We start from the raw sequence: 25,295 nt of genomic DNA on the forward strand, positions 1-25,295 counted from the left end.
AGTGAGCGAAAATTACGGCACCATGCAAATACTAATGAGAACTACTATCAATTCGACGACGTTTTGATATTATTACGCTCAGATTTTGTGATTTGCGTCCTGGAGATACAGAGTGGGTAATAATTTGATGCAGACGGATCTCTCCGTTTGGGGCATGTATCAGCATGCTGACATCGTGGTTAAGATTGTGATGATCGGCCTGATTCTGGCGTCCGTTGTCACCTGGGCTATCTTCTTCAGCAAGAGCGCCGAGCTGCTTTCGCAGAAGCGCCGCCTTAAGCGGGAACAGCAGCAGCTGGCAGAAGCCCGCTCTCTGGATCAGGCTGCAGACATGACCTCATCCTTCCACGCGAAAAGCCTTACCACCCTGTTAGTGAATGAAGCACAGAACGAGCTGGAACTCTCCGCTGGCAGTGAAGATAACGAAGGTATCAAAGAGCGTACCGGTTTCCGCCTGGAGCGTCGCGTTGCGGCCGTTGGCCGACACATGGGACGCGGCAATGGTTATCTGGCAACCATCGGCGCGATCTCACCGTTCATCGGTCTTTTCGGTACGGTCTGGGGCATCATGAACAGCTTTATCGGTATCGCGCAGACCCAAACCACCAACCTGGCGGTCGTGGCGCCGGGTATCGCAGAAGCGCTGCTGGCGACGGCAATCGGTCTGGTTGCCGCTATCCCGGCGGTGGTTATCTACAACATCTTCGCGCGTATGATTGGCAGCTACAAAGCCACGCTGGGTGACGTTGCCGCGCAGGTTCTGCTGCTGCAAAGCCGCGATCTCGACCTGAACGCCAGCTCGGTTAAGCCGGTGCACGCGGCGTCTAAACTGCGCGCAGGTTAAGAGTATGGCGATGCGTCTAAACGAAAATCTGGACGATAACGGCGAAATGCATGAAATCAACGTGACGCCGTTTATCGACGTTATGCTGGTTCTGTTGATTATCTTCATGGTAGCCGCGCCGCTGGCGACGGTTGATGTGAAGGTCAATCTGCCTGCCTCTTCCAGCCAGCCCCAGCCGCGCCCGGAGAAGCCTATCTACCTGTCGGTGAAGGCGGATAAATCCATGTTCCTCGGGAACGACCCGGTGACGGCCGACTCGGTCATCCCGGCGCTGGAGCAGCTTACGGGCGGTAAGAAAGACACAACGGTCTTCTTCCGTGCGGATAAAACCGTTGATTATGAAACCATGATGAAGGTAATGGACACGCTGCATCAGGCGGGTTACCTGAAGATTGGACTGGTCGGCGAAGAGAAAGCGGCCTCGAAGTGATAAAGAAGCTGGCGAAAGCCGGCTTTTTTTATGCCTGTCGGTTTATGCGTTTTTGCTATCCGTCGGTGCGGTAGAGGGGGTTGCCAGCGCGTCCTCATCCAGCGCCACGCAGGTGACGTTTGAGGTACGATACTCACCGTCGGACAGCTTGCGCGTCAGACGCAGGGTGGCGATTTCTCTGGCAAGCAGATACTGATAATTGGCCTCAAGACGTCCGAGAAGCTTCTCTTTCAGCTCGGGACGCTGTTCTATGATGGCGTTCATCACGGCACCGTAAATCTCTTCTTTGACCTGTAGCGGATAAATTTCACGGCGATTCTGCCATTTCAGACGAACCAGCGTCGCCGGGATCGATACCAGGTCTTGTGTAATACGCGTCATCTCGTCATTTTTTGTGTTTCTCAGCGCGTCGAGATTTTGCTTTAAGATAAATTCATCACTTTTTTTATCATCTAAAGTCAAATAAACGTCGTTGTTTTTAACTTCTTTCACGTTAATCTTCCCCCAGGCTATAAAAAATTGGGTTGTTTTTTTCGCGCGTAATTAAATTAAGCCAAATTTCATTGCCCGCTTCATTAATTTCTTCGGTTTTCTCGGCCATTATTTGACTTAGTTTCTGGGCATCTATTTCACCCTCGGCCTGGAGGTCATTCAGCAGGTGGACAAAGGCTTCAATTTTTATGGCGCGAAATAAGCGGTCTTTTATATGGCGATCGTGCTCTTCCAGCAACATATTTCGGGATTTGCCAGTTCGGGAAACACCAATTAATATATCGGGCTCGAAATCAGAGAGCTTTCTTTTCCCCTGAGTGAAACTGGCCTCTTTTTCTGCTTCCGTCGGTTGCTGTTCCACAGGCGTAATGTGGTACTTAGCCGGGACGAGATAGTCGGGCAGCATTTTTAATTTCCTTTATTTTCAACAGGGTGGGGTTGGTAAAGGCGTGAGATTCGTTGACAATATCATGAGGCAAATTTAAAATCAAAAAAAATGGAGCCTACCCATGAACAGCATCTTTTTTACGGTCATCACATTACTATTACTGACCGCTGGTGTGCTTTTATTGATGCAGGAATTCAATAAAACAAAAGTGTCGAAAGACACCAGTGAACCCCCGCAACCTGAACTGATGACAAAAGAGGAAGGGGAAGACCATTTCTCTGTATTGATGAACTCCGTTACGCCTGTCTGGTACTGGCGGGTGAACCACGAATATATCGACTTTTTACACGCGACAATTAAGCGCATGAAAATGTCGGAAATTAATGACACGCCCGGACTGTTTGAGGCGCAGCGTCGCTGTAGCGATCTGAATTCAGCAGTCTATAAATATTATGACAATATTAAAAAGCGCTGCCTTAACGGCGAGAAGGTCTCTTATTCCGATCTGGACGTATTAAATTTGCGTCAGTGTTTTCGCGAGTTCAGTCTGGAAGCCTATCCTGAACTGGTGGGGCTTGTCTGGCCGGAGTATGCACGTCCCGAGGTTAACCCAGACAACGTCTGAATGACGTACCGTTGAGTTATTGCAAACAGCCAGCGCCGTTGAGATATACTGGGCGCTGGTTTCTTTTGCAAACAGGACTTTATGGAACGCTTTTTTGAAAATGCCATGTACGCCTCTCGCTGGATACTGGCCCCCGTCTATTTTGGCCTCTCGCTGGCACTTATCGCGCTGACGATTAAGTTCTTTCAGGAAATCTGGCATGTTCTGCCGAACATTTTTTCTATTGCCGAAGCGGATCTGATTCTGGTTCTGCTGTCGCTGGTGGATATGACCCTGGTGGGCGGGCTGCTGGTGATGGTGATGTTCTCCGGCTACGAGAATTTTGTCTCCCAGCTCGATATCGACGAGCGTAAAGAGAAGCTCAGCTGGCTGGGCAAAATGGATGCTTCGTCGCTGAAGAATAAAGTGGCCGCGTCGATTGTGGCGATCTCCTCTATCCACCTGCTTCGCGTGTTTATGGACGCGAAGAACGTGCCGGATAACAAACTGATGTGGTACGTCATCATCCACCTGACGTTTGTGCTGTCTGCGTTTGTGATGGGGTATCTGGATAAGATCAGTAAGAAGTAATTTCCCCTCACCCTAGCCCTCTCCCACAGGGAGAGGGAATAGTTAGCTCCCTCTCCCTGTGGGAGAGGGCCGGGGTGAGGGCATCAGACCGCACTATTTATCCGACGACGCCTGCCACAGATTCAACTCCCCATCCGCAACATGCTGGTCAATCCGCTTGAGTTCGTCCTCCGTAAAGCGCAGGTTTTCCAGCGCCTGAACATTCTCTTCCAGCTGTTCCGGGCGGCTTGCGCCAATTAGCACGGACGTCACGCGCGCATCTTTCAGCAGCCAGCTTAGCGCCATCTGCGCCATGGTTTGTCCGCGCGCCTGCGCCATCTCATTCAGCAGGCGAAGGCTGCTCAGGTTGGCGTCGGTCAGCATCTTCTGCGTCAGGCCGCGCGCTTTATTCCCTTCGCGCTGCATGCGTGAACCTTCAGGAATACCGTTCAGGTATTTTCCGGTCAGCAGCCCCTGCGCCAGCGGGGTGAAGGCGATACACCCCGTACCGTTTGCTTCCAGCGCATCCAGCAAGCCGGTCTTATCGACCCAGCGGTTAAGCAGGTTATAGGACGGCTGGTGGATCAGCAGCGGGATCTTCCACTCGCGCAGCAGCTCGGCCATTTTCTGCGTGCGATCGGTCGAGTAGGAGGAAATGCCGACATACATCGCTTTCCCACTCTGCACGGCGTGGGCCAGCGCAGAGGCCGTCTCTTCCATCGGCGTGTTTTCATCCACGCGGTGGGAATAGAAAATATCCACGTACTCGACGCCCAGACGCTTCAGGCTCTGGTCGAGGCTGGCGAGCAGGTATTTGCGTGAACCGCCCGAACCGTACGGCCCTGGCCACATGTCGTAACCCGCCTTGGTGGAGATAATCAGCTCGTCGCGGTACGCGGCAAAGTCCTCACGCAGCAGGCGGCCGAAATTCTCTTCCGCGCTGCCCGGCGGCGGTCCGTAGTTATTGGCGAGATCGAAATGGGTGATGCCGAGGTCGAAGGCTTTTCGCAGCAGCGCGCGCTGGGCGTCAAGAGGCTGGACGTGGCCGAAGCTATGCCACAGTCCCAGCGACAGCGCGGGCAGGCGCAGGCCACTTTTACCGCAATAACGATATTGCATACTCTCATAGCGGCCGGGGTAAGGGTGCCAGGACATGATGTCTCCTTTCTTATTGATGAATTTTTCGAAACAACGTTTTCATTCTGAACTTACCACATCACAAATTACATCACTAAGCGCGGGCTTAATGGTTAACGACAGCTGTGCGACCAGTGAAGCCACGCTAATTAAAAATGATCACAAAACGTTATAATTTCCCTCTTTCCTGCCGATAACGAGAGTAGTACTCGCCTCTGGGCGAACTCACCCTCACGGCAAGGAAGACTTATGAATATGCTCCGTAATTTCACGATCCGTTTCGTCATGCTGACGATTCTCGGGATCTTTTGTTTAATGTGGGCGGGCGTTGGGTTGTACAGCACCTGGTCCCTTTCTCGCGTTTCCGATGGCAATGAAGTCGACCGCCAGCTGGTTAAACAGATGACGGTACTCAGCCAGGGAAACGATCAATATTTCCGCTTTGTGACCCGTCTGAGCCGCGCAATGGAAGTCAAAGCCGCAGGCGGCACGCCAGATTTGGCCTCCGCCCAACAGGCGCTGGATAACATGGGCAAGAAACTGGCCGAGATGAAAGCGATCTCCCCAGGCCCGATGGATGAGCAGATCTCTTCCCGGGTGATCGGCTCCTGGCAGGCGCTGCTCGAACAGGGCGTAACGCCGCAAATGCAGCAGGCGAAGCAGGGGGCTCTGGAGGGGTATCGCCAGCAGGCCAACAACGTCACGCCGCCGCTGAGCCGTGCGTTCGGCGCGGCCGCCGAGGAGTTCAACAATGCCGCCGCGAAGTCGCTCGACAGCACCCGCGTGGTGGTGGACGGCCTGACAAGCATGACCCGCACGGTGATTATCGTCGCCACGATTATCGGCCTGCTGATCCTGCTCTTCACCGACCGTTACCTGGTGGCGATGCTGGTCAAACCGCTGGCTCGCATTCGCCAGCAGTTCCGCCAGATTGCCCAGGGCGATCTCAGCCAGCCCATTGAGCCGTTCGGTCGTAACTGCGTGGGACAGCTGGTGCCGCTGCTGAGCGCTATGCAGGACAGCCTGCGCGAAGCGGTCAGCACGATTCGCTCCGGCAGTGAAAACATCTGGCGCGGCGCGACGGAAATCTCCAGCGGTAACAACGACCTCTCTTCCCGTACCGAAGAGCAGGCGGCTGCGCTGGAAGAGACGGCAGCCAGCATGGAACAGCTGACCGCCACGGTGAAACTGAACGCGGAAAGCGCGCGTCAAGCAAGCCAGCTGGCCGATGTGGCCTCAACTACCGCCAGCCGCGGCGGCTCGCTGGTGGAAGAGGTGGTGACCACCATGAGCGGAATTTCGGAAAGCTCGAAGAAAATTGCTGAAATCACCAACGTGATCAACAGCATTGCCTTCCAGACCAATATTCTGGCACTCAATGCGGCGGTTGAAGCGGCGCGCGCGGGTGAGCAGGGGCGTGGTTTCGCGGTGGTGGCAGGCGAAGTTCGCAACCTGGCAAGCCGCAGCGCCAACGCGGCCAAAGAGATTGAGGGGCTGATTACCGACTCCGTTTCCCGCGTAGAGCAGGGGGCGCAGCTGGTGAGCGACACCGGCACCACCATGGATGCGATTTTGCGCGACGTGACGGAAGTGACGACCATCATGAAGCAAATCGCTTCCGCCTCCGAGGAGCAAAGCAAGGGCATTTCGCAGGTCGGGATTGCCATTACCCAGATGGACGGCGTCACCCAGCAAAACGCCTCGCTGGTTGAAGAGGTTTCTGCCGCGGCGGCGGCGCTGGAGCGCCAGACCGAAGATCTGCAGCGCTCGGTGCAGAAGTTCCGCCTGACGGCATAACGCAACGTATAAGGCCGCCTTGTGCGGCCTTATATTATTAACGCCTTCCCCATTCAGCCCCTTCTGAAACTGCTATTCTTTTGCTAACCCCCCTGACGTTCTGGGCTCTCTTCTTCGAGGTGTTGCTATGAACAGATCGTTATCTGTCATTCCTGTCCTTTCTTTCATTTTTCTGATGCTGTTCTCGGTTTCTGCCAGTGCGACCCAGCAGGCGCAGGAGCGGCGCGTGGCGCGTGATGTCAGGCAGGAAACCCGCGACGCGTCGCGGCAGGTGAAGCAGACCTGCGTAGCGAACAATAACCAGAGTAATCACGGCTGCCGTCAGGACAAGCGTCAGATGAAACAGTCTGGAAGACAAAAAGCGCGGGACATTAAGTATTAATACGGTTAACGGAAACTATCCAGGGATGAGACACGAACAATAAGCGGAGGGCGTCATCGGGAATGTGATTCATGCCGGGCAAACGCAGCGCTGCCCGGCTGTATTTATCAGTGCGTCGCTTCACCAATCAGCGCGCCCGTGCCCGCACCAACGGCTGCACCTTTCAGCACGCTCTTGCCGGTAACCGCTGCGGCACCTGCGCCCACGGCAGCACCTACCGCACCACCTTTACGCGCGGCTTTACCTTTGCCGCCGTTTTTGAACATGGCACCGGTGCCTGCGCCCACGACGGCGCCGCCAACGGTTGATTTCAGATCTTTGCCCGTGGCCGCACCAATGGCCGCGCCTGCTACGGCGCCAGCGGCAGTTTTGTCGATGGCCATTCCCGAGGTGGAAAAAATGAGGGCGCTGATAACCAGCGTTGTTTTAATAAGTTTCATAACAGATCCTTTGTGACTGCTGTCGGTTGAGATGTCATTTCTCACTCTAAGACGCGAGAAAAACGTCCAGATAGTGCCAGCAATAGGGGCTCAACCTTTAAGCTAATCATGCCCTGGGCAGGGATCTCAGTTGCCGGGCGGGGATCCGCCCGGCGGAACATTACGCCTGACGCTTATCTTCCGTATTGGTATCGAAGTCGCTCGCCGCGTGGCGCTCGTGGAGCTGCTCGTTCAGCTCGCCGCTGGTGCGGTTAACGATGCGGCCGCGCTTAACGGCATGGCGATTCGCCACGTCTTTCGCCCAGCGCTGGACGTTGGTGTACTTCCCGGCGTCGAGGAACTCGGCGGCGTTATAGACGCTGCCCAACGCCACGCAGCCGAACCACGGCCAGATGGCGATATCCGCGATGGTATACTCCTCACCCGCCACGTAGCGACCGCGCGCCAGCTGTTTATCCAGCACGTCGAACAGGCGTTTGGCTTCCATGGTGAAGCGGTCAATCGCGTACTCAATTTTTACCGGGGCATAGTTGTAGAAGTGGCCAAAACCGCCGCCGAGGAACGGCGCCGCGCCCTGCAGCCAGAACAGCCAGTTCAGGGTCTCGGTGCGTCCCGCCGGATCTTTTGGCAGGAAGTGACCGAATTTCTCTGCCAGATAGAGCAGGATATTGCCGGATTCAAAGACGCGCGTTGGCGGGGTCGTGGAGTGGTCACGCAGCGCCGGTATTTTCGAGTTTGGGTTCACGTCTACAAACCCGCTGGAGAACTGATCGCCCTCGCCGATGCGGATCAACCATGCGTCGTATTCCGCGCCCGTCACGCCCAGCGCCAGCAGCTCTTCGAGCATGATCGTTACTTTCTGGCCGTTCGGTGTCCCGAGAGAGTAAAGCTGCAGCGGGTGGGAGCCTACGGGCAGATCTTTCTCATGGGTCGCGCCGGAAATAGGGCGGTTAATATTGGCGAACGCGCCGCCGCCGTTCTTTTTCCATTCCCACACTTTTGGTGGCTGATACGTGTTGTCTGACATGTTGGCCTGCCTTTTGAGTGATGTGTTGAGGCAGTGTAGCAGGAGATTTGTGAAGCGTTTAACGTTGCGAGCGCAATCAATTAACCGCTATTCCTTCTGGCGCTTATATATAACAAATCTGGCATAAGCTTAATCGAAAATCGCATTTTCATAATTAATGCGTAAACCGATAAAGCTGAATATGATGCTTCAACATAAATAAAAGATGCAGTAATAAAAACTTTATAAGGCAAGGAGTTAGTGAGATGCGCAAGCTTCTGTTATCGGCAGTGGTGGTTTCGCTCGCGTTAGGCCTGGCTGGCTGTGATGATGCGAAAAATAAAGAGACAAACAGTGCGGCTGCGGCAAAAAACGATGCGCCAAAAGAGGGCGGTTCGCTAATTATTGGAATTACCTCCGGCGACCCGTTAGCCGTTAATCCGCTCTATGCCAGCGACCGTACGACCTTAACGATCATGCAGGCGCTCTATGCCCCGCTGTACAGCTTTAATAACGGCAACATTGAGTGGGGCCTGGCGGAAAGCCTGACGCCTTCTGCCGACAACCTGAGCTATACCCTGACGTTAAAACCCAACCTGAAATGGCAGGATGGCCAGCCGCTGACGGCGGACGACGTGGTCTTCACCTTCAACAAGCTGCTGGATGCCAAACAGCACAGCTTCTTCCGCAGCATGTTCACCTACGGCGACAAGCCGGTACAGGTGAGCAAGGTGGATGAGCGCACCGTTAAGTTCACATTGCCGCAGGTCAGCGCGGCCTTTACCGGAACGCTGGTACAGATCTACCCGATTCCGCAGCACGTGTTCGCCGGTGAAGGCGACCTGGAAAAGAGCACCAAAAACGATGCGCCGGTCGGTTCCGGGCCGTTCAAATTTAAAGAGTACCGCGCCGGGCAGTATTACGCCCTGACCCGTTTTGACGATTACTGGAACGGCAAAGCGAAGCTTGATTCGGTCACCTACCGTTTCGCTAAAGACAGCAACGCCGCTAACCTTGCGCTGCAAAACGGTGAAATCAACCTTAAAATGGTTGACCCGCAGGATGTGAACCGCCTGAAAAATACCGGTAAGTTTGACTTCGTGGTCTATCCGGAAGGCCGTCTGGCCTATATGACGTTCAACCAAAACGTGCCGGTGATGAAGAGCAAAGCGCTGCGCCAGGCCATCGCGTATGCCATCAACAAAGACGAGCTCACCCAGACCGCGTTTACCTCGCTGGACTACGCTAAACCGGCAACGTCGTTCCTGACGCCAGATACGCTTTACAAGACGGATGACGTTGAACAGTACAAATTCGATCTGCAAAAAGCCAAAGACCTGCTGAAGACGTCCGGCGCGCCGGACAACCTCAAGCTGCGCCTGGCGTATGTGAACACCAACAAAACCCAGGAGAGCATGGCGCTCTACATTCAGCAGGCGCTGAAGGGCATTGGGGTGAACGTGGAGCTGATGCCGCTGGACTCCAACGCCATGTCTCAGCGCAGCCTCGATATGAACAATACCGCGTGGGAGCTGAACCTGGGCGGCTACATCATGGGCTCCGAGCCGGACGGTTACAAATCGCTGTTCATGAGCAACGAAGCCTATAACTACGCGCACTACAAAAATCCGCAGTTTGATGCCCTGTGGGATAAAGGCGCAGTGGAAACCGACGCCGCGAAACGTGCCGATATCTACAAGCAAATTCAGCAGACCGTGGCGAACGATATGACCTACTACCCGATCGCCTACACAAATGCGACCGTCGCGGTGGACAAGCGCTTCGGCGGCACCCAGGAAGCGGAGCCGAAACCGGTCTATCTGTTCCAGGATCTGTCAAAAATCTATCAGAAATAAGTAATTGCCCCGGCCGTCAGGTCGGGGCCTTGGTAAGGGCACGTCGTGAACACACTCCTCACGCGTCGGCTGCTGCAGCTGCTGCCGATGCTGTTCTTTATTTCACTGGTGGCGTTTCTGCTGGTCAAGCTCGCGCCTGGGGATCCGGTGGCGGCGTACATTACGCCGCGCATGGCCCCGGAAGACATCGAGCGTATTCGCCAGAGCCTGGGGCTGGATAAGCCGCTGGTCACACAGTACGTCCTGTGGCTGAAAAACGTCCTGCGGGGCGATCTCGGCTATTCGCTGATCTACCACCGTCCGGTGCTGGAGATGATCGGCGAACGCATTCCGGCCACGCTGGGGCTGATGGGCGCGTCGCTGCTGATGGCGATCGTGCTGGCGATCCCGCTGGGGCTGCTGGCGGGCGCATTTAAGCACCGCTGGCTGGATCATCTGCTCAATTTATTCGCCTATATCGGCATTTCTGTTCCGATTTTCTGGTTCGGCATCCTGCTCATCACCGTTTTTGCCGTGCAGCTTAACTGGTTCCCCAGCATGGGAATGCGCACCATCGGCATGGAGGACAACGGGCTGGATCTGCTGCGTCACGGCGTGCTGCCGTGTATTGCCCTCACGTTCTACAACCTCTCCAGCTACGTGCGCTACATCCGCTCCAACACCATCTCGCAGCTCTCGGCCGACTACGTGCAGACCCAGCTTGCCTACGGCGCCACGCGTTCCAGTATTCTGTTCCGCCACGTGCTGAAAAACGTCTTGCTGCCGGTGATTACCCTGTTCGGCCTGTCGTTCGGAGAGCTGATTGTGGGGGCCTATGTGACGGAAAGCGTCTTCTCCTGGCCGGGGATGGGGCTGCTCGGGATCCAGTCGATCGCCTCGCTGGACTACCCGCTGATTATGGCGATCATCATGCTCTCGTCGATGATGCTGATCGTCGGTAACCTGATCGCCGACGTGCTTTATCGCTTCGCCGATCCCCGCATTCGTACGCTGAGGTAACCCGGATGAGCAGACGCTGGCAGCAGGTTCGTCACCAGCTGCGCCGCAACCGTCCGGCGCAGTTCTCTCTGTTTGTGCTTTTTATTTTCGTTGTCGCCGCGCTCTGTGCGGGCTTAAGCCCGTACGATCCGGATCGGATGGCGCTCGGCGCGCGCACGTTGCCGCCGGATGCCGCGCACTGGTTTGGCACCGACGAATACGGCCGCGACTACTTCACCCGCGCGCTGTATGGCGGCCAGATCTCCCTGATGGTCGGTTTTCTCGCCATGCTTTTTTCCACGCTTATCGGCACGGTGGTGGGAACGGTGAGCGGCTATTTTGGCGGCTGGCTGGATAACCTGATGATGCGCGCCGTGGATATCCTGATGGCCATTCCGGCCTTCTTCCTGCTGCTGGTAGTGAATGCTTACCTCAAGCCGGGCATGGATAACATCATTCTGATTATCAGCCTGCTGACGTGGATGAACATGTCGCGTCTGGTGCGTGCTGAAACCCTGTCGGTGAAAGAGCGCGAGTACGTGCTTTATGCCCGCGCGTCGGGAGAGCATCCGCTGCGCATTATCGCGCGCCACATCATTCCCGGCGTGCTGCCGACCATTATCGTGGCGGCCACGCTCAATATCGCCTCGGCCATTCTGATGGAGTCAACCCTGAGCTTTTTAGGGCTGGGCGTGCAGGCGCCCGCGGCGTCGTGGGGAAGCATGCTTAACAACGCCCAGTCTTATATTGGCGAAGCGTCGTGGCTGGCGATGTTCCCCGGCATTCTGATCCTGCTGACGGTGTTCAGCTTTAACGTGCTGGGCGATGTGTTCCGTACCGCCTTTGAGCCAGGAGCGAATCGCGATGAGTAATTTATTAGCCCTTGAGAACCTGCAAACCACGTTCCGCACCCGCGAGGGCGAGGTTCACGCGGTGCGCGGCGTGAGCTTTCAGGTTCAGCCGGGGGAACTTGTCGGCATCGTCGGCGAGTCGGGCTGCGGGAAAAGCGTCACCTGCAAGTCGATTATCCAGCTTCTGGGGAGCAACGGACGGATAACCGGCGGCAGCATTCGCTTCCAGAATGAGGATCTGGCGCAGAAAACGCCCGCACAGATGCGCGCCATTCGCGGCAACGAGATCGCGATGATTTTTCAGGATCCGATGACCGCCCTGAACCCGGTGCTGACCATCGGCAAGCAGATGGCTGAGATCCTGATGCGCAACAAAGGACTCAGCAAAAAAGCGGCCAAAGCGGCGGCCATCGCCATGCTGGAACAGGTGGGCATTGCCGAGGCGGAACGCCGATACGACCAGTATCCCCACGAGTTCAGCGGCGGGATGCGCCAGCGGGTGATGATCGCGATTGCGCTCTCCTGCAACCCGAAGCTGCTGATTGCCGATGAGCCGACCACCGCGCTGGACGTGACCATTCAGGCGCAGATCCTGCGCCTGCTGAAAAGTCTGCAACAGCAAACCCGGACCGCGATTTTGCTGATCACTCACGATCTCGGCGTGGTGGCGCAGGTCTGCAGCCGCGTGGTGGTGATGTATGGCGGGCTGGTGATGGAGGAGGGGAGCGTGGAGGACATTTTTTATCGCCCTGCGCATCCTTACACCCAGGGGCTGCTCGCCTCGCTGCCGCGTCCGGATGAGGTGAATCAGCGTTTATCGCCCATTGAAGGTTCGCCGCCCGGCCTGCTTAACCCGCCGCCGGGCTGTCCGTTCGCGGAACGCTGCCCGAAGCGCATGCCCCAGTGTGAACGGCAGCCCGCATTTTACGCCGCCGGAGAGGGCCATCGCGCCGCCTGCTGGCTATGGGCCGACAAGGAGATTCAGGCATGAGTGAACAACAGGCGCCATTAGTGAGCGTGCGCGATCTGCGCAAGCACTATCCGCTCAACGGCGGTTTGCTGCGTAAAGGCGTGGCCGTGAAGGCGGTTGACGGCGTGAGCTTTGATATCCAGCCCGGCGAAACGTTTGGCCTGGTGGGGGAGTCCGGCTGCGGAAAATCCACCCTCGGGCGCGCCATCCTGCGCCTTTTCGATATTACCTCTGGCGAGATCCACTTTGCCGGGCAGGCGATCGCCCACGCCCGTGAAAAAGAGCTCAAGCCGCTGCGTAAGCGGATGCAGGCGATTTTTCAGGATCCTTACTCCTCGCTCAACCCCGGAATGACGGTGCGACAGCTGGTGGCCGAGCCGATGCAGATCCACGGCTACAGCCGCGAAGAACAGCGGGAACGTACGGAAACGCTGCTCTACAAAGTAGGGCTCAAGCACGAACACCTTGAACGGTTCCCGCATGAGTTCAGCGGCGGGCAGCGTCAGCGCATCAGTATTGCCCGTGCGTTGTCCGTGCATCCTGAATTTGTGCTGTGCGATGAGCCGCTCTCGGCGCTGGACGTCTCGGTGCAGGCGCAGGTGGTGAATATTCTGCAGGATCTGCAGCAGGAGCTGGGGCTAACCTATCTGTTCATCGCCCACGATCTCTCCATGGTGCGGCATATCTCCAGCCGCATTGGGGTGATGTATCTCGGTAAACTGGTGGAGGTAGCCCCGGCGAATGAACTGTATCAGCGTCCGGCGCATCCTTACACCCGCGCGCTGCTGGCGGCGGTTCCCCATCCCGATCCGCGCATCCGCAATCTCGAAGACGCCACCCTGCGCGGCGACATTCCTGGCCCCACGTCCGCGCTGCCGGGCTGTAAGTTTTGCAGCCGCTGCCCGCACGCGATGCCGGTTTGCCAGACGCAGGAGCCAGCCATGCAGGAGATTGCGCCAGGGCATTTCGCGGCGTGCTGGTTGTTTAACATGTAGTTAATGCGCTGCGCAGGTGTATGATAAATGTCCCTCTGTCAGGTTAATTACAACGTGCAGACGACGACAACCCTTAAAAAAATTGCCGCCTGCCTGTTTTAGGTTGGATACATGCGTAAAGGAAAGTTAAGCAGTGATGCGCCATTCGGGACATTGTTAGGCTATGCGCCCGGTGGCGTGGCGATTTACTCTTCAAATTACGGCAGTCTGGACCCGCGCAGCTACCCGGAAGACGCGGATTTCCGCAGCTATATCGGCAACGAATACATGGGCCACAAGTGGCAGTGCGTTGAGTTTGCCCGCCGTTTCCTGTTTCTCAACTATGGCTTTGTGTTTACCGACGTCGGCATGGCGTGGGAAATCTTCTCCCTGCGCTTTTTGCGTCAGGTGGTGAACGATAACATTCTGCCCCTTCAGGCCTTTGCCAACGGTTCAAAACGCGCGCCGCGCGCCGGAGCGCTGCTGATCTGGCAAAAGGGCGGCGAGTTTCACGAGACCGGCCACGTGGCGGTGATCACCCAGCTTCTGGACGATAAGGTGCGTATTGCGGAGCAGAACGTGATTCACTCCCCGCTGCCGCTCGGGCAGCAGTGGACGCGCGAGCTGCGTCTGAGCGTGGAGAACGGGTGTTATACGATCCATGACACCTTCAACGACACGGAGATCCTCGGCTGGATGATCCAGACCGACGACGCGGAACACAGCATTCCCCAGCCGGAAATCGACGGCGAACTGCTGAAAATCAGCGGCGCGCGGCTGAAAAACAAGCGTCAGTTCGACGGAAAATGGCTTAACGAAAATGACGCGCTGCAGCAGGCGTATATCCGCGCCAACGGCCATGTGATCAACAAAGATCCCTGCCAGTACTTCACCATTACCGAAAGCGCCGAGCAGGAGCTGATCAAGGCCACCAACGAACTGCATCTGATGTACCTGCACGCGACGGACAAGGTGCTGAAAGACGACAGCCTGCTGGCGCTTTTCGACATCCCGAAAATCCTCTGGCCGCGCCTGCGCCTCTCCTGGCAGTGGCGTCGCCACCATATGATCACCGGTCGTATGGATTTCTGCATGGATGAGCGCGGCATTAAGGTCTACGAGTACAACGCCGACTCCGCGTCCTGTCATACCGAGGGCGGGCTGATTCTCGAAGAGTGGGTGAAAAACGGCTATCGTGGCAACGGGCATAACCCGGCGGAAGGGCTGCTGGAAGAGCTGACCGGCGCCTGGAAGCACAGCCACGCGCGGCCGTTCGTCCACATCATGCAGGACAACGATGTCGAAGAGGACTATCATGCGCTCTTTATTCAGCGTTCGCTGATGCAGGCCGGGTTCGAGACCAAAATCCTGCACGGGCTGGAGGCGCTCAGCTGGGATGCCGCCGGGCAGCTGATTGACGACGAAGGTCGCCACGTCAACTGCGTGTGGAAAACCTGGGCGTGGGAAACGGCGATAGAGCAGATCCGCGAGGTCAGCGAAACCGAATACGCCGCCGTGCCGATCCGCACCGGACATCCCGAGGGCGAGGTGCGACTGATTGACGTCCTGCTGCGCCCGGAGGTGCTGGTCTTCGAACCGCTGTGGACCGTGATTCCCGGCAACAAGGCGATTCTTCCGGTCCTGTGGCAGCTGTTCCCGAACCACCGCTACCTGCTCGACACCGATTTTGAGGTTAACGAACTGCTGAAGCAGACCGGCTATGCCGTCAAGCCGATTGCCGGACGCTGCGGCAGCAATATCGATCTCATCAGCGCCCAGGACGAACTGCTGGATAAATCCAGCGGCAAGTTTGTCGACCGTAAGAATATCTACCAGCAGCTGTGGTGCCTGCCGAAGGTCGACGGCAAGTACATACAGGTCTGCACCTTCACCGTGGGCGGAAACTACGGCGGAACCTGTCTGCGCGGCGATGACTCGCTGGTGGTGAAAAAAGAGAGCGATATCGAGCCGCTGATTGTGGTTAAAGATAAGTAGTTCACACCCGCCATAAAAAAGCCCCCGCAGGGTATTCTGCGGGGGCTTTTCGTTACTGATCTTCCTCTTCCTGCTGCTCGTTGATCTTCAGATCGATGATGCGGCCAATCTGATCGTGGTACACCGTCAGCAGGTTGTACTGGCTCATCTCGGAGATGATCTGCGGTGAAACATTAAAGCTGCGGGCCAGCTCCTCCTGGTGAAAATAGCCCGGCTGGCGCCGCCTCACGTGGGCGCGGCGGCGGTTGTACTGATACCATAAAATCAGCAGCCAGCCGTTGAGCGCGGCAAACAGCAAGTAGATCAACACCGTATTAAAGGACGCGATAATCACGCTCCAGCTGTGGTCGCTCTCATCGGTTAGCTGCATCCACAGCCGGGCGTACAGGAAAAACAGAAATCCTCCCCACGCCGCCAGCGTTAACGCGGCATCGAAAAGACGCGGCAAGAGCCGATGCTCGGTCAAAATTAAGGTATTTTCGTTCATTAAATGCTCCCTTTTCCTCGATCCGGACTGATCCAGCGCGCGCGGGCGCGCTGACGTTTAAGCATGACTTTTGGAAATGCGACGAGGGTGGTGAACAGGCCAATCATCCAGTACACCATCGGGAACCAGATCACCCAGAAAAGCGAGCTGGCCACTTTTCGTTCATAGCGCCGCTCGATGTACAAGCTGACCAGGAACTGCAGCAGGCACATCACGCCCAGCAGCAGCCCGGTAAACTCCGGTGGAAAAAGGCTCTCCACGGTCAGCCTGGCGGGAACAGGCGCGACATGGCTGAGGAGGAACAGCAGCACCGTCATCGCGTACGCGAAGGCCCACAGCGTTGACAGCGCGTACTCCAGAAACAGCGGCCACATGCGGTGATGCTCCCAGCGCACAATCCTGCGGAGGTTGACCAGAAACACCTCCGCGCCCCCCTGTGCCCAGCGCAGACGCTGTTTCCACAGGCCCCTTAGCGTCTCTGGCATCAGGATCCAGCACAGCGCCCGCGGCTCAAAAAAGATATCCCAGTGGCGCAGCTGAAGCTTCCAGCTGATGTCGATGTCTTCGGTGATCATGTCCGGGCTCCAGTACCCGACGTCCGCCAGCGCCTGTCGGCGAAACGCGGCGATGACGCCGGAGACGGTAAAGACCCGGCCATAGATCCGCTGCGTCCGCTTGATGAGCCCAATAATGGAAGAGAACTCGCCCACCTGAATGCGGCCAATCAGCGTGGAGCGCGTGCGAATGCGCGGGTTCCCGGTAACCGCCCCGACGTGGGGGTACTGAATCAGCGGGGCCACCAGATAAGCGGCGGTATCGCGATCGAGCAGGGCGTCGCCGTCAATGCAGACCAGCAGATCGCCCCGCGCCGCCGCGGCTCCGGCTTTGAGCGCCAGCGCTTTCCCCTGGTTTTCCGCGAGGTTAATCACCCGCAGGCGCGGCTGTTCCTGCGCCAGCTCCTGCAGCACCTGCGCGGTGTTGTCAGAAGATCCGTCGTTGATGGCAATAACTTCTATATTTTCATACCGCTGATCCAGCGCGGCGCTGATGGTCTCCCGGGCATTCCTTCCCTCGTTGAAGCAGGGGATAAGAATGGATATGAGCGGCTCACCGGCGAGCGTCGGGGCGGGCGTGTCTTTATCCCAAGACCAGTGGCGTTCAAGCTGAAACCAGAAATAGAGGCCGCCGGTTATCCAAAGCACCGACATGAACAGCGGCCAGAAGAACACAAAATCCAGAATCAGTTCGCCGGTAAAGAGGGCGGCCACGCCTAACGGCAACCCGAATACCAGACATAAAATAGAGAAGGCGATAATGCGATCAGTCATTGTCAGGGTACCAGTACGAAGAAAATTCAGGCCTGATGCGTGAGATATCAGGTTGATTGTTGAGAAAGTCGTCGGGGTAGTAACCGTAGTTTTTAATGCCGTTCAGCTGGAGCACGCGCATCCACTGCGCAAGCTGGCTATCGGACACGGCGCGCTGCGGTTTCCGATCCCAGTCCCTGGCCTGCAGCTCGAAAATAGTTTTATCAAGCGCGCCGGGGCGCGCGGCGACCACTTTAACCAGACGCGTGAGCCAGGCATCGCTCTCGTCTGCCGGAACGGACTCCATCAGCGGCATGGCCATCGGCACCGTCCAGTCATACTCCGCCAGAAAATCATCAAGATTCTGCGCAAACCACGCTTCGCTTTCGGGCTGCAGAATGGGTAAGGCGAACATATTGCGCGCGGTTTTTATCTGCGGGCCACGGATATGCTTCACCGCCAGGCTCAGGGCGTGGGTAAACCCGATAAGCGTCTGGCTTTTCTGGCGCGTGGTGTTCTGACCGGCATCGTCCACGTCCGTCAGCGCCGCATCGTCATGGAACAAAATCCCGTTGAAGCTGGCATAGCGGGCCAGGTCTTCATAGATGTCCGTCACCTGCTGGCGCACCTGCGGGTCCCACGGGGAAAGCCGAATATAGGGCTCGGTGGCTTCTTGCAGCTGGCCTGTTTGACGATCCCGGCGCTGCACGCGCGGCAGGGAAGGATCGAGATCGAACGAGAGCACCGGCATCCACGCGAAGACTTTAACCCCCGCGCGGGTTTGCAGCTGCCAGGCGACAAAATTAAAGAGATCGGCCCGGACCGGCAGCCGACGGTTGGGGAAATAGAGCGCCTTGATCCTGCCGTCGCCCTGCGGGTCGGCAAACGCCTGCAGGAAAACATGGCTGATCTTCATGTCGTAGACCCGCTGGATCAGCCTGTTGATGTTTTGGGTCTGCTGGGCAGGATCGGGATCGTAAACGTAGTCGAGATCGACGTGCATGACGCGCACGGGATCGCGCTCCTGAACCTGGCTGACCGTACTGGCAAACGCCTTGAGAGAGGGATTCCCGGCGATCAGCAGGCGGGGGATGTTGCCCAGTTCCTGCACGTTCCCCAGCCCGTCCTCAAGGGTAAAGGCCAGCTGATAACCCTGCTGTCTGGCGATAGCGAGCGACGTACCGCTGGCGGCGCCGTAGGGCCAGACCCAGGCGCGCGGCGCTTTGCCCGTCACCTGCGTGATTTTTTCAGTCACTTTACGGACGTCATCGCCGATCCGCTGGCTGAACAGCTGGTCGGTTTCATAGCGGCCCGTGGCTTTGTCATAAAAGCGGTTGGCGATCGCCGGTTCCCGGCTGCCCTGCGGGTTGGCCGGAATGCCGTAATGCGAGGCCCAGGTATGCGATCCGATCTCAATCAGCGGGGACTGGCTAAGCTCGCGCACCATGTCCCACGTTGCGAAGCGATCCCGTGGCGTCATCAGGCCGCCGAAGTTAACTTTTTGATTCGCCGGCGTATCGACCCAACTGCCCACCGGCGCCCACAGCGCAGGAACGTTCCATGCCTGAAGCAGCGGCCAGACGCGGGTGTAAAAGCTGCTGTAGCCGTCGTCAAAGCTGAGCAGAACGGCTTTTGGCGGCAGCGTTTTTTTCCCGTCATGCGCGTCAAGAATGTCCTGTACGCTGATGGCGTGGTAGCCGTTGTGCAGAAGCCAGCTTATCTGCTCGTTTAACGCGCTGGTGCGAACGGAGAGATAGCGTTGATCGGCGGCATCGTCTTCGACGTCGTGGTAGGCCAGGACCAGAAACTGGTTCTCCGGCCAGGGTTTACTCGCCTCCAGCTGCGGCCGATCTTTGGGCGCAATGAACGAGATCGCCTGCGCGCAGACGCTCGCGCTGAGGCAGAGCCAGCCGAGGAGTATCAGGCTCACGGAAAAACGTGTGTTCAGCATATTCATCCTTAAAAGCGTAAAGTCGCGTCAAACGTGACGGAGAGGTTGCTCTCGCGTTTGCCGTCGTAAGGGCGTTTATCCCAGTTCAGCATCACGCCGGTATCAATAACGTTGTTCCACTGAACGCGCTGTCCGTAACCCAGCAGGGCGATGGCGCCAGCGGACTGATTTTTCTGCCAGTAGCTGCCGCCTCCCGCCACGAACTGCTGGCTCCAGAGGGTGTCGTAATGGCGGTACATCTCATGGTCAACGGCCAGGGCCGCCGTCACGGACAGATCCCGCGCCGGGTTGTAATAGAGCGTGTCCCGCAGGCTGTTTTTACTGGCGGCGATCCCCGGCTCGAGATCCAGCGTCAGGGAGGGGGTCTGCCAGAGACGCTCCTTGCCCGTGAGGGTGTATTCCTGGCGGCGGTTACGATCGGAGAAGCGGCTGAGGGCGGCGCTGAACTGATACTCACGCCGCTCGTTTTGATACCAGCGCATCCCGCCTTCACCCCGATTGGCGCTAATTCCGTTGCGTAACGCCCGAAGGGGCGTGCTGCGCGACAGGCGTTCCAGGCTGCCGCTGACCTGCCAGCTATCGGTCACAAAGTACGTTGTTGCGAGGCGAGCGCCCGGCTTGTTTTCACCGTGATAGCGGTTGCTGGAAAGCTCGGCTTCGAGCTGGAGGTCGCGTGGCCGCCACTCGACGCCGCCCAAAAGGTGGCGGCTGGTGCCTTTGCCCTCATCGAAATTACTCTGCGCGTAGCGGGTGCCTGCAAACAGCCGCCAGCTATCCGCTACGGGTGGGCCATAGAGCGTGGCGTCCCAGCTCAGGTCGTGCGTCCCGCTGACGGGGCTATCGGAGTGCAAGCCCTTGCTTGCGTTGAGGCGCAGCTCGGACATGTGGTGGACCGTTCTGAGCCTGTCGAGACGCCTGGCGCTGCGATCGGCAGGCGCGCGAGCCAGCACGTCGTCGGCCAGTAAATCCATCTGTCGCCACTCCTGCAGATCCATCGCGACGTAGGCCTGCTGTTGCTCTAGCTCTGTGTTGGACGGCTCCAGCGCCTCCGCCTTTTTCAGCTTTTGCTCGGCCGCGCGCGGCAGGCCCCGCGCCTGAAGCAGGGTGGCGTAGTCAATCTGTAATCCCTGATTGCCCGGCGCCGTCGTCGCCAGACGGTGCGCCAGCGTTTCGGCTTCCGGCAGGGCATTCGTCGCCAGCAAATAGTTAAAGCGGAGCGACTGTCCGGTAAGCCATCGATCGTTCGGCTGAGGGGTAGGGGAGCCGAAATCGTAGCGGGTCCACGGGACGTTGCGGGTCTGGCGCTCAACGTACTGGCGGGCGGATTGATAATCTCCCGTATCCAGCCAGGCGTAGAAAAGCGCGTGCTCCTCGTCCTGCGGGTCGGAAGCGTATTGCGGATAGCGCTGCAGAAGCGAGAAGGCGGCGGCAGCGTTTTGCTCCTGCAGATACGCGGAGATGACCCAGCCGATTGCCCAGCCCGGCACCGGATGCTGGGCTGCCGTAAGATCCTGATATTCGCTAATCACCCGTGGGTAATCAGCACGGGCGTACAGCGCGCCAAGCCTGTCGATACGCGCAAGGACGACGTCTTCCGCCGCCTGCGGCTCGTTTTGCCAGCGAGCAAGCAGGACGTCGTAACGATTCAGCGCGGATTGCGCAAGCTGCAGGCGCTCCTTTTCTGTTCTGCCAGGCACATCGGCAAGGCGAACCCGTTCGGCGGCGGCATTGCGCTCAAGACGACGACGCTCCGCGGGAGACAGCGTCACGCTTTGTGAAAGCTGGAGCGCGGGGGTATTCACCCGGTTATCCGTAAGCGCGTCGATCAGCTCGCTGAGGAGCGCTTTATTATCGGGTGCGATATTCAGCGCGCGGGTGTCTGCCAGCAGCCGATCCCAGCTTTTTCCCTGGCGTAACCAGACATACGAGAGCGTCTGAAGATGCGCCTGAGAGGGATTTTCCGCCACCAGCCGTCGGGCTTCCTGTAGGGCAAGCGTGTCCATGCGGGCATCAGCCAGGGTTTTGATGTAGCCGATACGATAATCGTCGTTATCCGGCGCAAGGCTACGCGCCTCTTTCCAGCGCGCCAGGGCCGGCTGCCACGCTTTTTTATTCCGCCAGGACTGCGCGACGGCAGCAACGCCGCGGGCAGGCAGCGGCATATAAATACCGTAACGCTGCCAGACCTGAATAACCTCGTCATCATGACCCGCCCAGGCTGCAACCTGTAACCAGTCCGCAACGTTTTCTGGCGTCAGGGCATGCTGCTGCTGATAACGCTGAAGATAATCGAGAAACGGTGTGTAATTACCGTTACGCGCCTGTTGAATCTGTTGCTCATAAACGGATTCAGTCGCCTGAGCCAGAACAGGAAAGAGGAATAACAGAAACAATAATGTTGGGGTGCGATAAAAGAATAACGTATTGAAGCGAAGTGAACTTTCCATATCTATTTGCCATTTGTTTATCATGAATCCATTGCATAACACGGCCGCCTTTAAACTCAGGGGTTAAAGGCCATAAATGAGAACATTAAATCTGAATGCAGTGATGTTACGGGGTACTTACCTAAAGGTAATTATGGATCCTTATCTCAGTGGACTGGGTGAAAGCTAATGTACACCTGATATGTTGCCGGATAAATATGTTGAAAAGCCGGTGTGTCGTTTTGAGATAATTCTGGATAGAGCGCTTTGTGACGTTTTTATTGAATTAGGTGTTTATTTTTAACTTATTGAAATTTATAGGTTTTATTTTTGTTGTGACAGCTTTGTATATATTTTAAATGGGGTTTGTCTGCTTCAATTAAAGTACTTTCTGGTGCATGTTTGGGAAGTTTCATGACAAAAACTCTTAATGTTTAGAGAAGTGACTTTTCTGCGATTGTTTTTTATTTATAATTAATGGCAGCCATTGAATGATAGTCTACAGGAAGTCTTGCTCATCAATGTCTGTATTGAGGGATATCCAAAGCCGGAATACATTTATCGTTAATATAACAGCGCTATAAAACGAAGGCGGCCTTCTTTGCGAGGGATCGTGCTTGCTTTAATCTAAAAGGGATGGTTAGTGGCAACTTCAATTGTTTTAGTGACTCAGGATCGCTACCTTGTCAGGGGAATGCGGATATTTTTTCCGGATATTATCCTGCTCGACTCGATTGACAGAAACATATTTGATAACGGTGCAGATGAATATTCTGTATTGATTGATAGCCGTTCTCCGCTCCGTTTATATGATTACCTGATACGCCATCCGGCCAGAACGAAAAAAACAATCTGCTGCGTTATGCTTGATATGCGACACCGCGAGGAGAATCTGCTCAGTATGAAGTTATTTATGAACACGTCGCTCACCGCGCCGGATATGGCCTCGCTGTTTAATCTGGTGCTCAATATGAAGGGCAGGCGCCTGACCACGAAGTGGCTGCTTAATTTACGGCTTAGCACGCACGAAGCGATCATGCTGCGGTTGCTGCGGGCAGGGATGCCGATGGAAGCCATCGCCGATGAGCTGAATACGTCGGTGAAAAGCCTCTATCGCAAACGAACGGCACTCTCGGAACGCCTGGGGGCGGAGAACTTCAACGAGGCGTGTTTGTTTATCTTTAAAAACAAACTGCTGGACGCAGGTGGGAACGATCCCTAGGTTGGGGAGAAACCAAAAGCATAGAACTGACTTGCGGGCGGTATTCTGAGTTTTAAGAAAACTGGACGGTGACGACATCCTTGTTTTACCTATGGATTTACTCTGGCTCAAAACGAGAGAAAGGACGATGTAATGGACATGGTTGAAGAGACTGGTTGGAAATTTTTCTGATGCTACATGATGAGCAAGAATCGTTAGATTACCTCACTGAGAATTACAGTGACCGTAAATCTCCGGCAAAGAAAGAATGGACCTTCCAGGAGCATTTTAATCTCATACCTGAAGATCTTGAGGACATGCTGCTTGACCTTTTCATCCGGTACGGAATTGAGTACAGCAACTTTGTGATGGACCATTATTTTGAACCGGAGCTGTTTTGGTTTCAGTTTCGGCTCAGAAAAAAATTCCGCGATCGGCAGTACAAACCGCTATCTACCGGCGGATATAAGGTGGCAGAAAATGAGCGGGTGGCGGTTGGATTTTGGGGGAGAGGAAACGCGTATTATAATGAAAAACGAATAGTATCTTCTGCTCTTCAACCCCGTTTATGAACTGCCAGAGGCTAAGCCATGTGTTTTATCCTGAGCGGGTGATACCAGAAGGAGGCTCCTGGAAGTGATTGAAAAATTTAAAAGGACGTTAGCAATGAATAAATATCTGTCTGGTCTGTGTGTTGTTTCTTTTTTTTATTTTTCTTCAATAGGTTACGCGCACTCTGCGGGGCAAAATAAAGTTCAGGTTAGTATCAAACCCAGCAGCGGTAATAGAGGATATATCCCGGTAATTTCTGATGCAGATGAAATCGAGCCTTCTGATTTCAGGGAGTCGGATCTACAGGAGATGCAGAATAGCCTGAGTAAGATGAAGTCCGACAACCGCAAAGTCGATGAGCTAACTCAGAAGGTTTTACAGCTTGAGAGAAAGAATTCTGAGCAGGAGAGTAAGATCGAGCGATTGCAAAGAAGCCTTGATGACATGAAGCGGAGCAACGACAACCTTTCAAATCAGGTCAGCAATTTATCCGGCAAAATTAAGTGATAAAAAAGAGCCACCGCTTGTATTAACTTACCGGGCTATTAGCGTAAGCGTGCCTGCATTAAAGCCACGCTTATCAGCGCCCAGAAATCGGCCGTAGCCATATAGCAAAAACCCAGCCATAGGCTGGGTTTTCTAAATAGTGGTGCCCGGACTCGGAATCGAACCAAGGACACGGGGATTTTCAATCCCCTGCTCTACCGACTGAGCTATCCGGGCAACGGGGCGCATTAAACCCGATCTGCCCCCTGCCGTCAACGAAAAATGTTGTTTTCGTTACAGACTGCGCAATCTCTCACCATTTTGCCGCATCCTTAAGCGAAAAAGTGCGTCCAGAGCGCGGAGAGCGGCATGGCGAGCAGCAGTGCGGGCAGCATGTTCACCACGGCAAACATCTTAATCCCACAGATGCGCAGCCCGGTAGCCAGCAGCAGCAGGCCGCCGACGGCGGTAAAGTCTGCCATCATCGCCGGCGTGGTGAGCGGGAGAATCAACGTGGCGCAGGTGGCGAGTGCCAGCTGAATTAGCAGCATCGGCACGCAAATCGCGGCAACGGCAATGCCGAGCGTGGTGGCAAAAATAGTGGCCGTAAAGAAATCAAGAAACGCCTTCGCAATCAAAATGCTTGGGTCGCCCGTCATTCCCTCCTGCATTGAACCGAAAATCCCGGTGCCGCTGGCGCAAAACAGAATGATGATGGCGACGTAGTTCTGAATAAACGACTCGTGCGTGCCGTGTTTCGCCTTGCCGCCCGGTCGGGCAATCAGGTTTTTGGCTTTACTCACCGCGCTGTTAATGCCTTTTTCCAGATAGCAGAACTCGCCAATCAGCGCGCCGAGCAGGGTGGCCAGCACCATCACCGGCAGGTTGGCGCATTTGATGACTAAAAGAATACCGATCCCTAACGATGCCAGGCCGAATATCGAGGGCATGGAGGTGCGAATACGCTCCGGCAACCGCTGGCTCAGCACGGCGCCGAGTACGCCGCCCAGCAATACGGCGCCTGCGTTAATAAATGGCCCGATAACCAAAGTTAACTCCTGTTATTTAATCATTGATATTGCATTATTATGGCACGCCAGGGCTGCGCGGGCCTTAGCTTTGGTTGATTTCGTGCATACTGATTCCTTCTTGCACCTCAAAATAAAAGGTG

General features: G+C 56.0%; 25 protein-coding genes and 1 tRNA gene. 15 read left to right on the forward strand and 11 right to left on the reverse strand.

Annotated elements, in window-relative coordinates; all coding sequences use genetic code 11:
• Nucleotides 1-112 precede the first annotated feature (112 nt).
• Both exbB and exbD read left to right on the forward strand, forming a co-directional pair.
• Nucleotides 113-844 carry a tol-pal system-associated acyl-CoA thioesterase gene (gene exbB / locus BJ885_RS14530; RefSeq protein WP_023309174.1) on the forward strand — a complete coding sequence of 244 codons (732 nt, stop codon included), beginning with the start codon at nucleotides 113-115 and terminating at the stop codon, nucleotides 842-844.
• A gap of 4 nt (nucleotides 845-848) precedes the next feature.
• On the forward strand, nucleotides 849-1,274 hold the full coding sequence (gene exbD, locus BJ885_RS14535; protein ID WP_023309173.1) for a TonB system transport protein ExbD: 426 nt from the start codon (nucleotides 849-851) through the stop codon (nucleotides 1,272-1,274).
• A gap of 42 nt (nucleotides 1,275-1,316) precedes the next feature.
• Here the strand turns inward: exbD and BJ885_RS14540 are convergent, their stop codons facing one another.
• Nucleotides 1,317-1,766 (reverse strand): hypothetical protein, encoded by a 450-nt coding sequence (locus tag BJ885_RS14540; RefSeq protein WP_029740716.1) that lies wholly within the window; start codon nucleotides 1,764-1,766, stop codon nucleotides 1,317-1,319.
• A gap of 1 nt (nucleotide 1,767) precedes the next feature.
• On the reverse strand, nucleotides 1,768-2,172 hold the full coding sequence (locus tag BJ885_RS14545; protein ID WP_023309171.1) for a hypothetical protein: 405 nt from the start codon (nucleotides 2,170-2,172) through the stop codon (nucleotides 1,768-1,770).
• Nucleotides 2,173-2,275: 103 nt separating this feature from the next.
• Here BJ885_RS14545 and BJ885_RS14550 point away from each other — a divergent pair, with 103 nt between their 5' ends.
• Together BJ885_RS14550 and BJ885_RS14555 are read left to right on the forward strand one after the other, a co-directional pair.
• Nucleotides 2,276-2,779: an ESA_00282 family adhesion-associated protein gene (locus BJ885_RS14550; protein WP_047646351.1), complete on the forward strand. Its 504-nt coding sequence runs from the start codon at nucleotides 2,276-2,278 to the stop codon at nucleotides 2,777-2,779.
• An 81-nt stretch (nucleotides 2,780-2,860) separates the two neighbouring features.
• On the forward strand, nucleotides 2,861-3,349 hold the full coding sequence (locus BJ885_RS14555; protein WP_023309169.1) for a TIGR00645 family protein: 489 nt from the start codon (nucleotides 2,861-2,863) through the stop codon (nucleotides 3,347-3,349).
• Between the two features lie 93 nt (nucleotides 3,350-3,442).
• Here the strand turns inward: BJ885_RS14555 and BJ885_RS14560 are convergent, their stop codons facing one another.
• Nucleotides 3,443-4,483, reverse strand: a complete 1,041-nt coding sequence (locus tag BJ885_RS14560) for an aldo/keto reductase (protein ID WP_121932190.1) — start codon at nucleotides 4,481-4,483, stop codon at nucleotides 3,443-3,445.
• Between the two features lie 231 nt (nucleotides 4,484-4,714).
• On the opposite strand from BJ885_RS14560, the gene BJ885_RS14565 reads away from it, so the two are divergent.
• Nucleotides 4,715-6,262 carry a methyl-accepting chemotaxis protein gene (locus BJ885_RS14565; protein WP_059347672.1) on the forward strand — a complete coding sequence of 516 codons (1,548 nt, stop codon included), beginning with the start codon at nucleotides 4,715-4,717 and terminating at the stop codon, nucleotides 6,260-6,262.
• Nucleotides 6,263-6,389: 127 nt separating this feature from the next.
• Nucleotides 6,390-6,644 carry a hypothetical protein gene (locus BJ885_RS14570; RefSeq protein ID WP_121932191.1) on the forward strand — a complete coding sequence of 85 codons (255 nt, stop codon included), beginning with the start codon at nucleotides 6,390-6,392 and terminating at the stop codon, nucleotides 6,642-6,644.
• 107 nt (nucleotides 6,645-6,751) lie between these two features.
• Here BJ885_RS14570 and BJ885_RS14575 read toward each other — a convergent pair whose 3' ends face one another.
• Entirely contained in the window at nucleotides 6,752-7,084 is a 333-nt protein-coding gene (locus BJ885_RS14575; RefSeq protein WP_029740720.1) for a hypothetical protein, read from the reverse strand.
• 160 nt (nucleotides 7,085-7,244) lie between these two features.
• Nucleotides 7,245-8,111, reverse strand: a complete 867-nt coding sequence (yghU, locus tag BJ885_RS14580) for a glutathione-dependent disulfide-bond oxidoreductase (protein WP_029740721.1) — start codon at nucleotides 8,109-8,111, stop codon at nucleotides 7,245-7,247.
• Between the two features lie 245 nt (nucleotides 8,112-8,356).
• On the opposite strand from yghU, the gene BJ885_RS14585 reads away from it, so the two are divergent.
• The 6 genes from BJ885_RS14585 (at nucleotide 8,357) to gss (ending at nucleotide 15,714) form a co-directional block, all read left to right on the forward strand.
• Nucleotides 8,357-9,946, forward strand: coding sequence for an ABC transporter substrate-binding protein (locus tag BJ885_RS14585; protein WP_121932192.1), 1,590 nt, complete (start codon nucleotides 8,357-8,359; stop codon nucleotides 9,944-9,946).
• 45 nt (nucleotides 9,947-9,991) lie between these two features.
• The gene (locus BJ885_RS14590; RefSeq protein WP_047646342.1) at nucleotides 9,992-10,945 is read left to right on the forward strand and encodes an ABC transporter permease; all 954 of its coding nucleotides are present in this window, start codon (nucleotides 9,992-9,994) and stop codon (nucleotides 10,943-10,945) included.
• A gap of 5 nt (nucleotides 10,946-10,950) precedes the next feature.
• Nucleotides 10,951-11,796: an ABC transporter permease gene (locus BJ885_RS14595; RefSeq protein ID WP_121932193.1), complete on the forward strand. Its 846-nt coding sequence runs from the start codon at nucleotides 10,951-10,953 to the stop codon at nucleotides 11,794-11,796.
• A complete protein-coding gene (locus BJ885_RS14600) occupies nucleotides 11,789-12,766 on the forward strand; it encodes an ABC transporter ATP-binding protein (protein ID WP_121932194.1) in 978 nt (325 codons plus the stop codon). The genes BJ885_RS14595 and BJ885_RS14600 overlap by 8 nt, the downstream gene beginning before the upstream one ends.
• Nucleotides 12,763-13,740, forward strand: a complete 978-nt coding sequence (locus tag BJ885_RS14605; protein WP_121932195.1) for an ABC transporter ATP-binding protein — start codon at nucleotides 12,763-12,765, stop codon at nucleotides 13,738-13,740. Before BJ885_RS14600 ends, BJ885_RS14605 begins: the two co-directional genes overlap by 4 nt.
• 111 nt (nucleotides 13,741-13,851) lie before the next feature.
• On the forward strand, nucleotides 13,852-15,714 hold the full coding sequence (gss, locus tag BJ885_RS14610) for a bifunctional glutathionylspermidine amidase/synthase (RefSeq protein WP_059347678.1): 1,863 nt from the start codon (nucleotides 13,852-13,854) through the stop codon (nucleotides 15,712-15,714).
• Between the two features lie 52 nt (nucleotides 15,715-15,766).
• Here the strand turns inward: gss and pgaD are convergent, their stop codons facing one another.
• From pgaD to pgaA, 4 genes are read right to left on the reverse strand one after another with little or no spacing between them, the layout of a single operon-like run.
• Nucleotides 15,767-16,201, reverse strand: coding sequence for a poly-beta-1,6-N-acetyl-D-glucosamine biosynthesis protein PgaD (gene pgaD / locus BJ885_RS14615; protein ID WP_121932196.1), 435 nt, complete (start codon nucleotides 16,199-16,201; stop codon nucleotides 15,767-15,769).
• Nucleotides 16,201-17,529, reverse strand: a complete 1,329-nt coding sequence (gene pgaC, locus BJ885_RS14620) for a poly-beta-1,6-N-acetyl-D-glucosamine synthase (protein WP_121932197.1) — start codon at nucleotides 17,527-17,529, stop codon at nucleotides 16,201-16,203. The genes pgaD and pgaC overlap by 1 nt, the downstream gene beginning before the upstream one ends.
• Nucleotides 17,522-19,459: a poly-beta-1,6-N-acetyl-D-glucosamine N-deacetylase PgaB gene (gene pgaB / locus BJ885_RS14625; RefSeq protein WP_121932198.1), complete on the reverse strand. Its 1,938-nt coding sequence runs from the start codon at nucleotides 19,457-19,459 to the stop codon at nucleotides 17,522-17,524. The genes pgaC and pgaB overlap by 8 nt, the downstream gene beginning before the upstream one ends.
• An 8-nt stretch (nucleotides 19,460-19,467) precedes the next feature.
• Nucleotides 19,468-21,906 (reverse strand): poly-beta-1,6 N-acetyl-D-glucosamine export porin PgaA, encoded by a 2,439-nt coding sequence (gene pgaA / locus BJ885_RS14630; protein ID WP_121932199.1) that lies wholly within the window; start codon nucleotides 21,904-21,906, stop codon nucleotides 19,468-19,470.
• Between the two features lie 673 nt (nucleotides 21,907-22,579).
• On the opposite strand from pgaA, the gene BJ885_RS14635 reads away from it, so the two are divergent.
• From BJ885_RS14635 to BJ885_RS14645, 3 genes are all read left to right on the forward strand, one after another.
• Nucleotides 22,580-23,107, forward strand: a complete 528-nt coding sequence (locus tag BJ885_RS14635) for a helix-turn-helix domain-containing protein (protein ID WP_045403948.1) — start codon at nucleotides 22,580-22,582, stop codon at nucleotides 23,105-23,107.
• Nucleotides 23,108-23,262: 155 nt separating this feature from the next.
• Nucleotides 23,263-23,658: a DUF1493 family protein gene (locus BJ885_RS14640; RefSeq protein ID WP_259467222.1), complete on the forward strand. Its 396-nt coding sequence runs from the start codon at nucleotides 23,263-23,265 to the stop codon at nucleotides 23,656-23,658.
• Nucleotides 23,659-23,722: 64 nt separating this feature from the next.
• Entirely contained in the window at nucleotides 23,723-24,145 is a 423-nt protein-coding gene (locus BJ885_RS14645; protein ID WP_259467223.1) for a hypothetical protein, read from the forward strand.
• Nucleotides 24,146-24,285: 140 nt separating this feature from the next.
• On the opposite strand, the gene BJ885_RS14650 is transcribed toward BJ885_RS14645, so the two are convergent.
• Both BJ885_RS14650 and BJ885_RS14655 read right to left on the reverse strand, forming a co-directional pair.
• A tRNA-Phe gene (locus BJ885_RS14650) sits at nucleotides 24,286-24,361 on the reverse strand.
• Between the two features lie 95 nt (nucleotides 24,362-24,456).
• The gene (locus tag BJ885_RS14655; protein ID WP_029740735.1) at nucleotides 24,457-25,173 is read right to left on the reverse strand and encodes a DUF554 domain-containing protein; all 717 of its coding nucleotides are present in this window, start codon (nucleotides 25,171-25,173) and stop codon (nucleotides 24,457-24,459) included.
• Between the last annotated feature and the right edge of the window lie 122 nt (nucleotides 25,174-25,295).

It is taken from the genome of Enterobacter sp. WP_7_1, from assembly GCF_003688535.1.
In the GTDB taxonomy this organism is placed as follows: Bacteria; Pseudomonadota; Gammaproteobacteria; order Enterobacterales; family Enterobacteriaceae; genus Enterobacter; species Enterobacter asburiae.

Excerpts from the sequence above, each read along its gene's own strand:
- exbD (WP_023309173.1), top strand. The coding sequence starts at position 849 with ATGGCGATGCGTCTAAACGAAAATCTGGACGATAACGGCGAAATGCAT.
- BJ885_RS14545 (WP_023309171.1), bottom strand. The coding sequence starts at position 2,172 with ATGCTGCCCGACTATCTCGTCCCGGCTAAGTACCACATTACGCCTGTG.
- BJ885_RS14550 (WP_047646351.1), top strand. The coding sequence starts at position 2,276 with ATGAACAGCATCTTTTTTACGGTCATCACATTACTATTACTGACCGCT.
- BJ885_RS14555 (WP_023309169.1), top strand. The coding sequence starts at position 2,861 with ATGGAACGCTTTTTTGAAAATGCCATGTACGCCTCTCGCTGGATACTG.
- BJ885_RS14560 (WP_121932190.1), bottom strand. The coding sequence starts at position 4,483 with ATGTCCTGGCACCCTTACCCCGGCCGCTATGAGAGTATGCAATATCGT.
- BJ885_RS14565 (WP_059347672.1), top strand. The coding sequence starts at position 4,715 with ATGAATATGCTCCGTAATTTCACGATCCGTTTCGTCATGCTGACGATT.
- BJ885_RS14570 (WP_121932191.1), top strand. The coding sequence starts at position 6,390 with ATGAACAGATCGTTATCTGTCATTCCTGTCCTTTCTTTCATTTTTCTG.
- BJ885_RS14575 (WP_029740720.1), bottom strand. The coding sequence starts at position 7,084 with ATGAAACTTATTAAAACAACGCTGGTTATCAGCGCCCTCATTTTTTCC.
- yghU (WP_029740721.1), bottom strand. The coding sequence starts at position 8,111 with ATGTCAGACAACACGTATCAGCCACCAAAAGTGTGGGAATGGAAAAAG.
- BJ885_RS14585 (WP_121932192.1), top strand. The coding sequence starts at position 8,357 with ATGCGCAAGCTTCTGTTATCGGCAGTGGTGGTTTCGCTCGCGTTAGGC.
- BJ885_RS14595 (WP_121932193.1), top strand. The coding sequence starts at position 10,951 with ATGAGCAGACGCTGGCAGCAGGTTCGTCACCAGCTGCGCCGCAACCGT.
- BJ885_RS14600 (WP_121932194.1), top strand. The coding sequence starts at position 11,789 with ATGAGTAATTTATTAGCCCTTGAGAACCTGCAAACCACGTTCCGCACC.
- BJ885_RS14605 (WP_121932195.1), top strand. The coding sequence starts at position 12,763 with ATGAGTGAACAACAGGCGCCATTAGTGAGCGTGCGCGATCTGCGCAAG.
- gss (WP_059347678.1), top strand. The coding sequence starts at position 13,852 with ATGCGTAAAGGAAAGTTAAGCAGTGATGCGCCATTCGGGACATTGTTA.
- pgaD (WP_121932196.1), bottom strand. The coding sequence starts at position 16,201 with ATGAACGAAAATACCTTAATTTTGACCGAGCATCGGCTCTTGCCGCGT.
- pgaC (WP_121932197.1), bottom strand. The coding sequence starts at position 17,529 with ATGACTGATCGCATTATCGCCTTCTCTATTTTATGTCTGGTATTCGGG.
- pgaB (WP_121932198.1), bottom strand. The coding sequence starts at position 19,459 with ATGCTGAACACACGTTTTTCCGTGAGCCTGATACTCCTCGGCTGGCTC.
- pgaA (WP_121932199.1), bottom strand. The coding sequence starts at position 21,906 with ATGGAAAGTTCACTTCGCTTCAATACGTTATTCTTTTATCGCACCCCA.
- BJ885_RS14635 (WP_045403948.1), top strand. The coding sequence starts at position 22,580 with ATGCGGATATTTTTTCCGGATATTATCCTGCTCGACTCGATTGACAGA.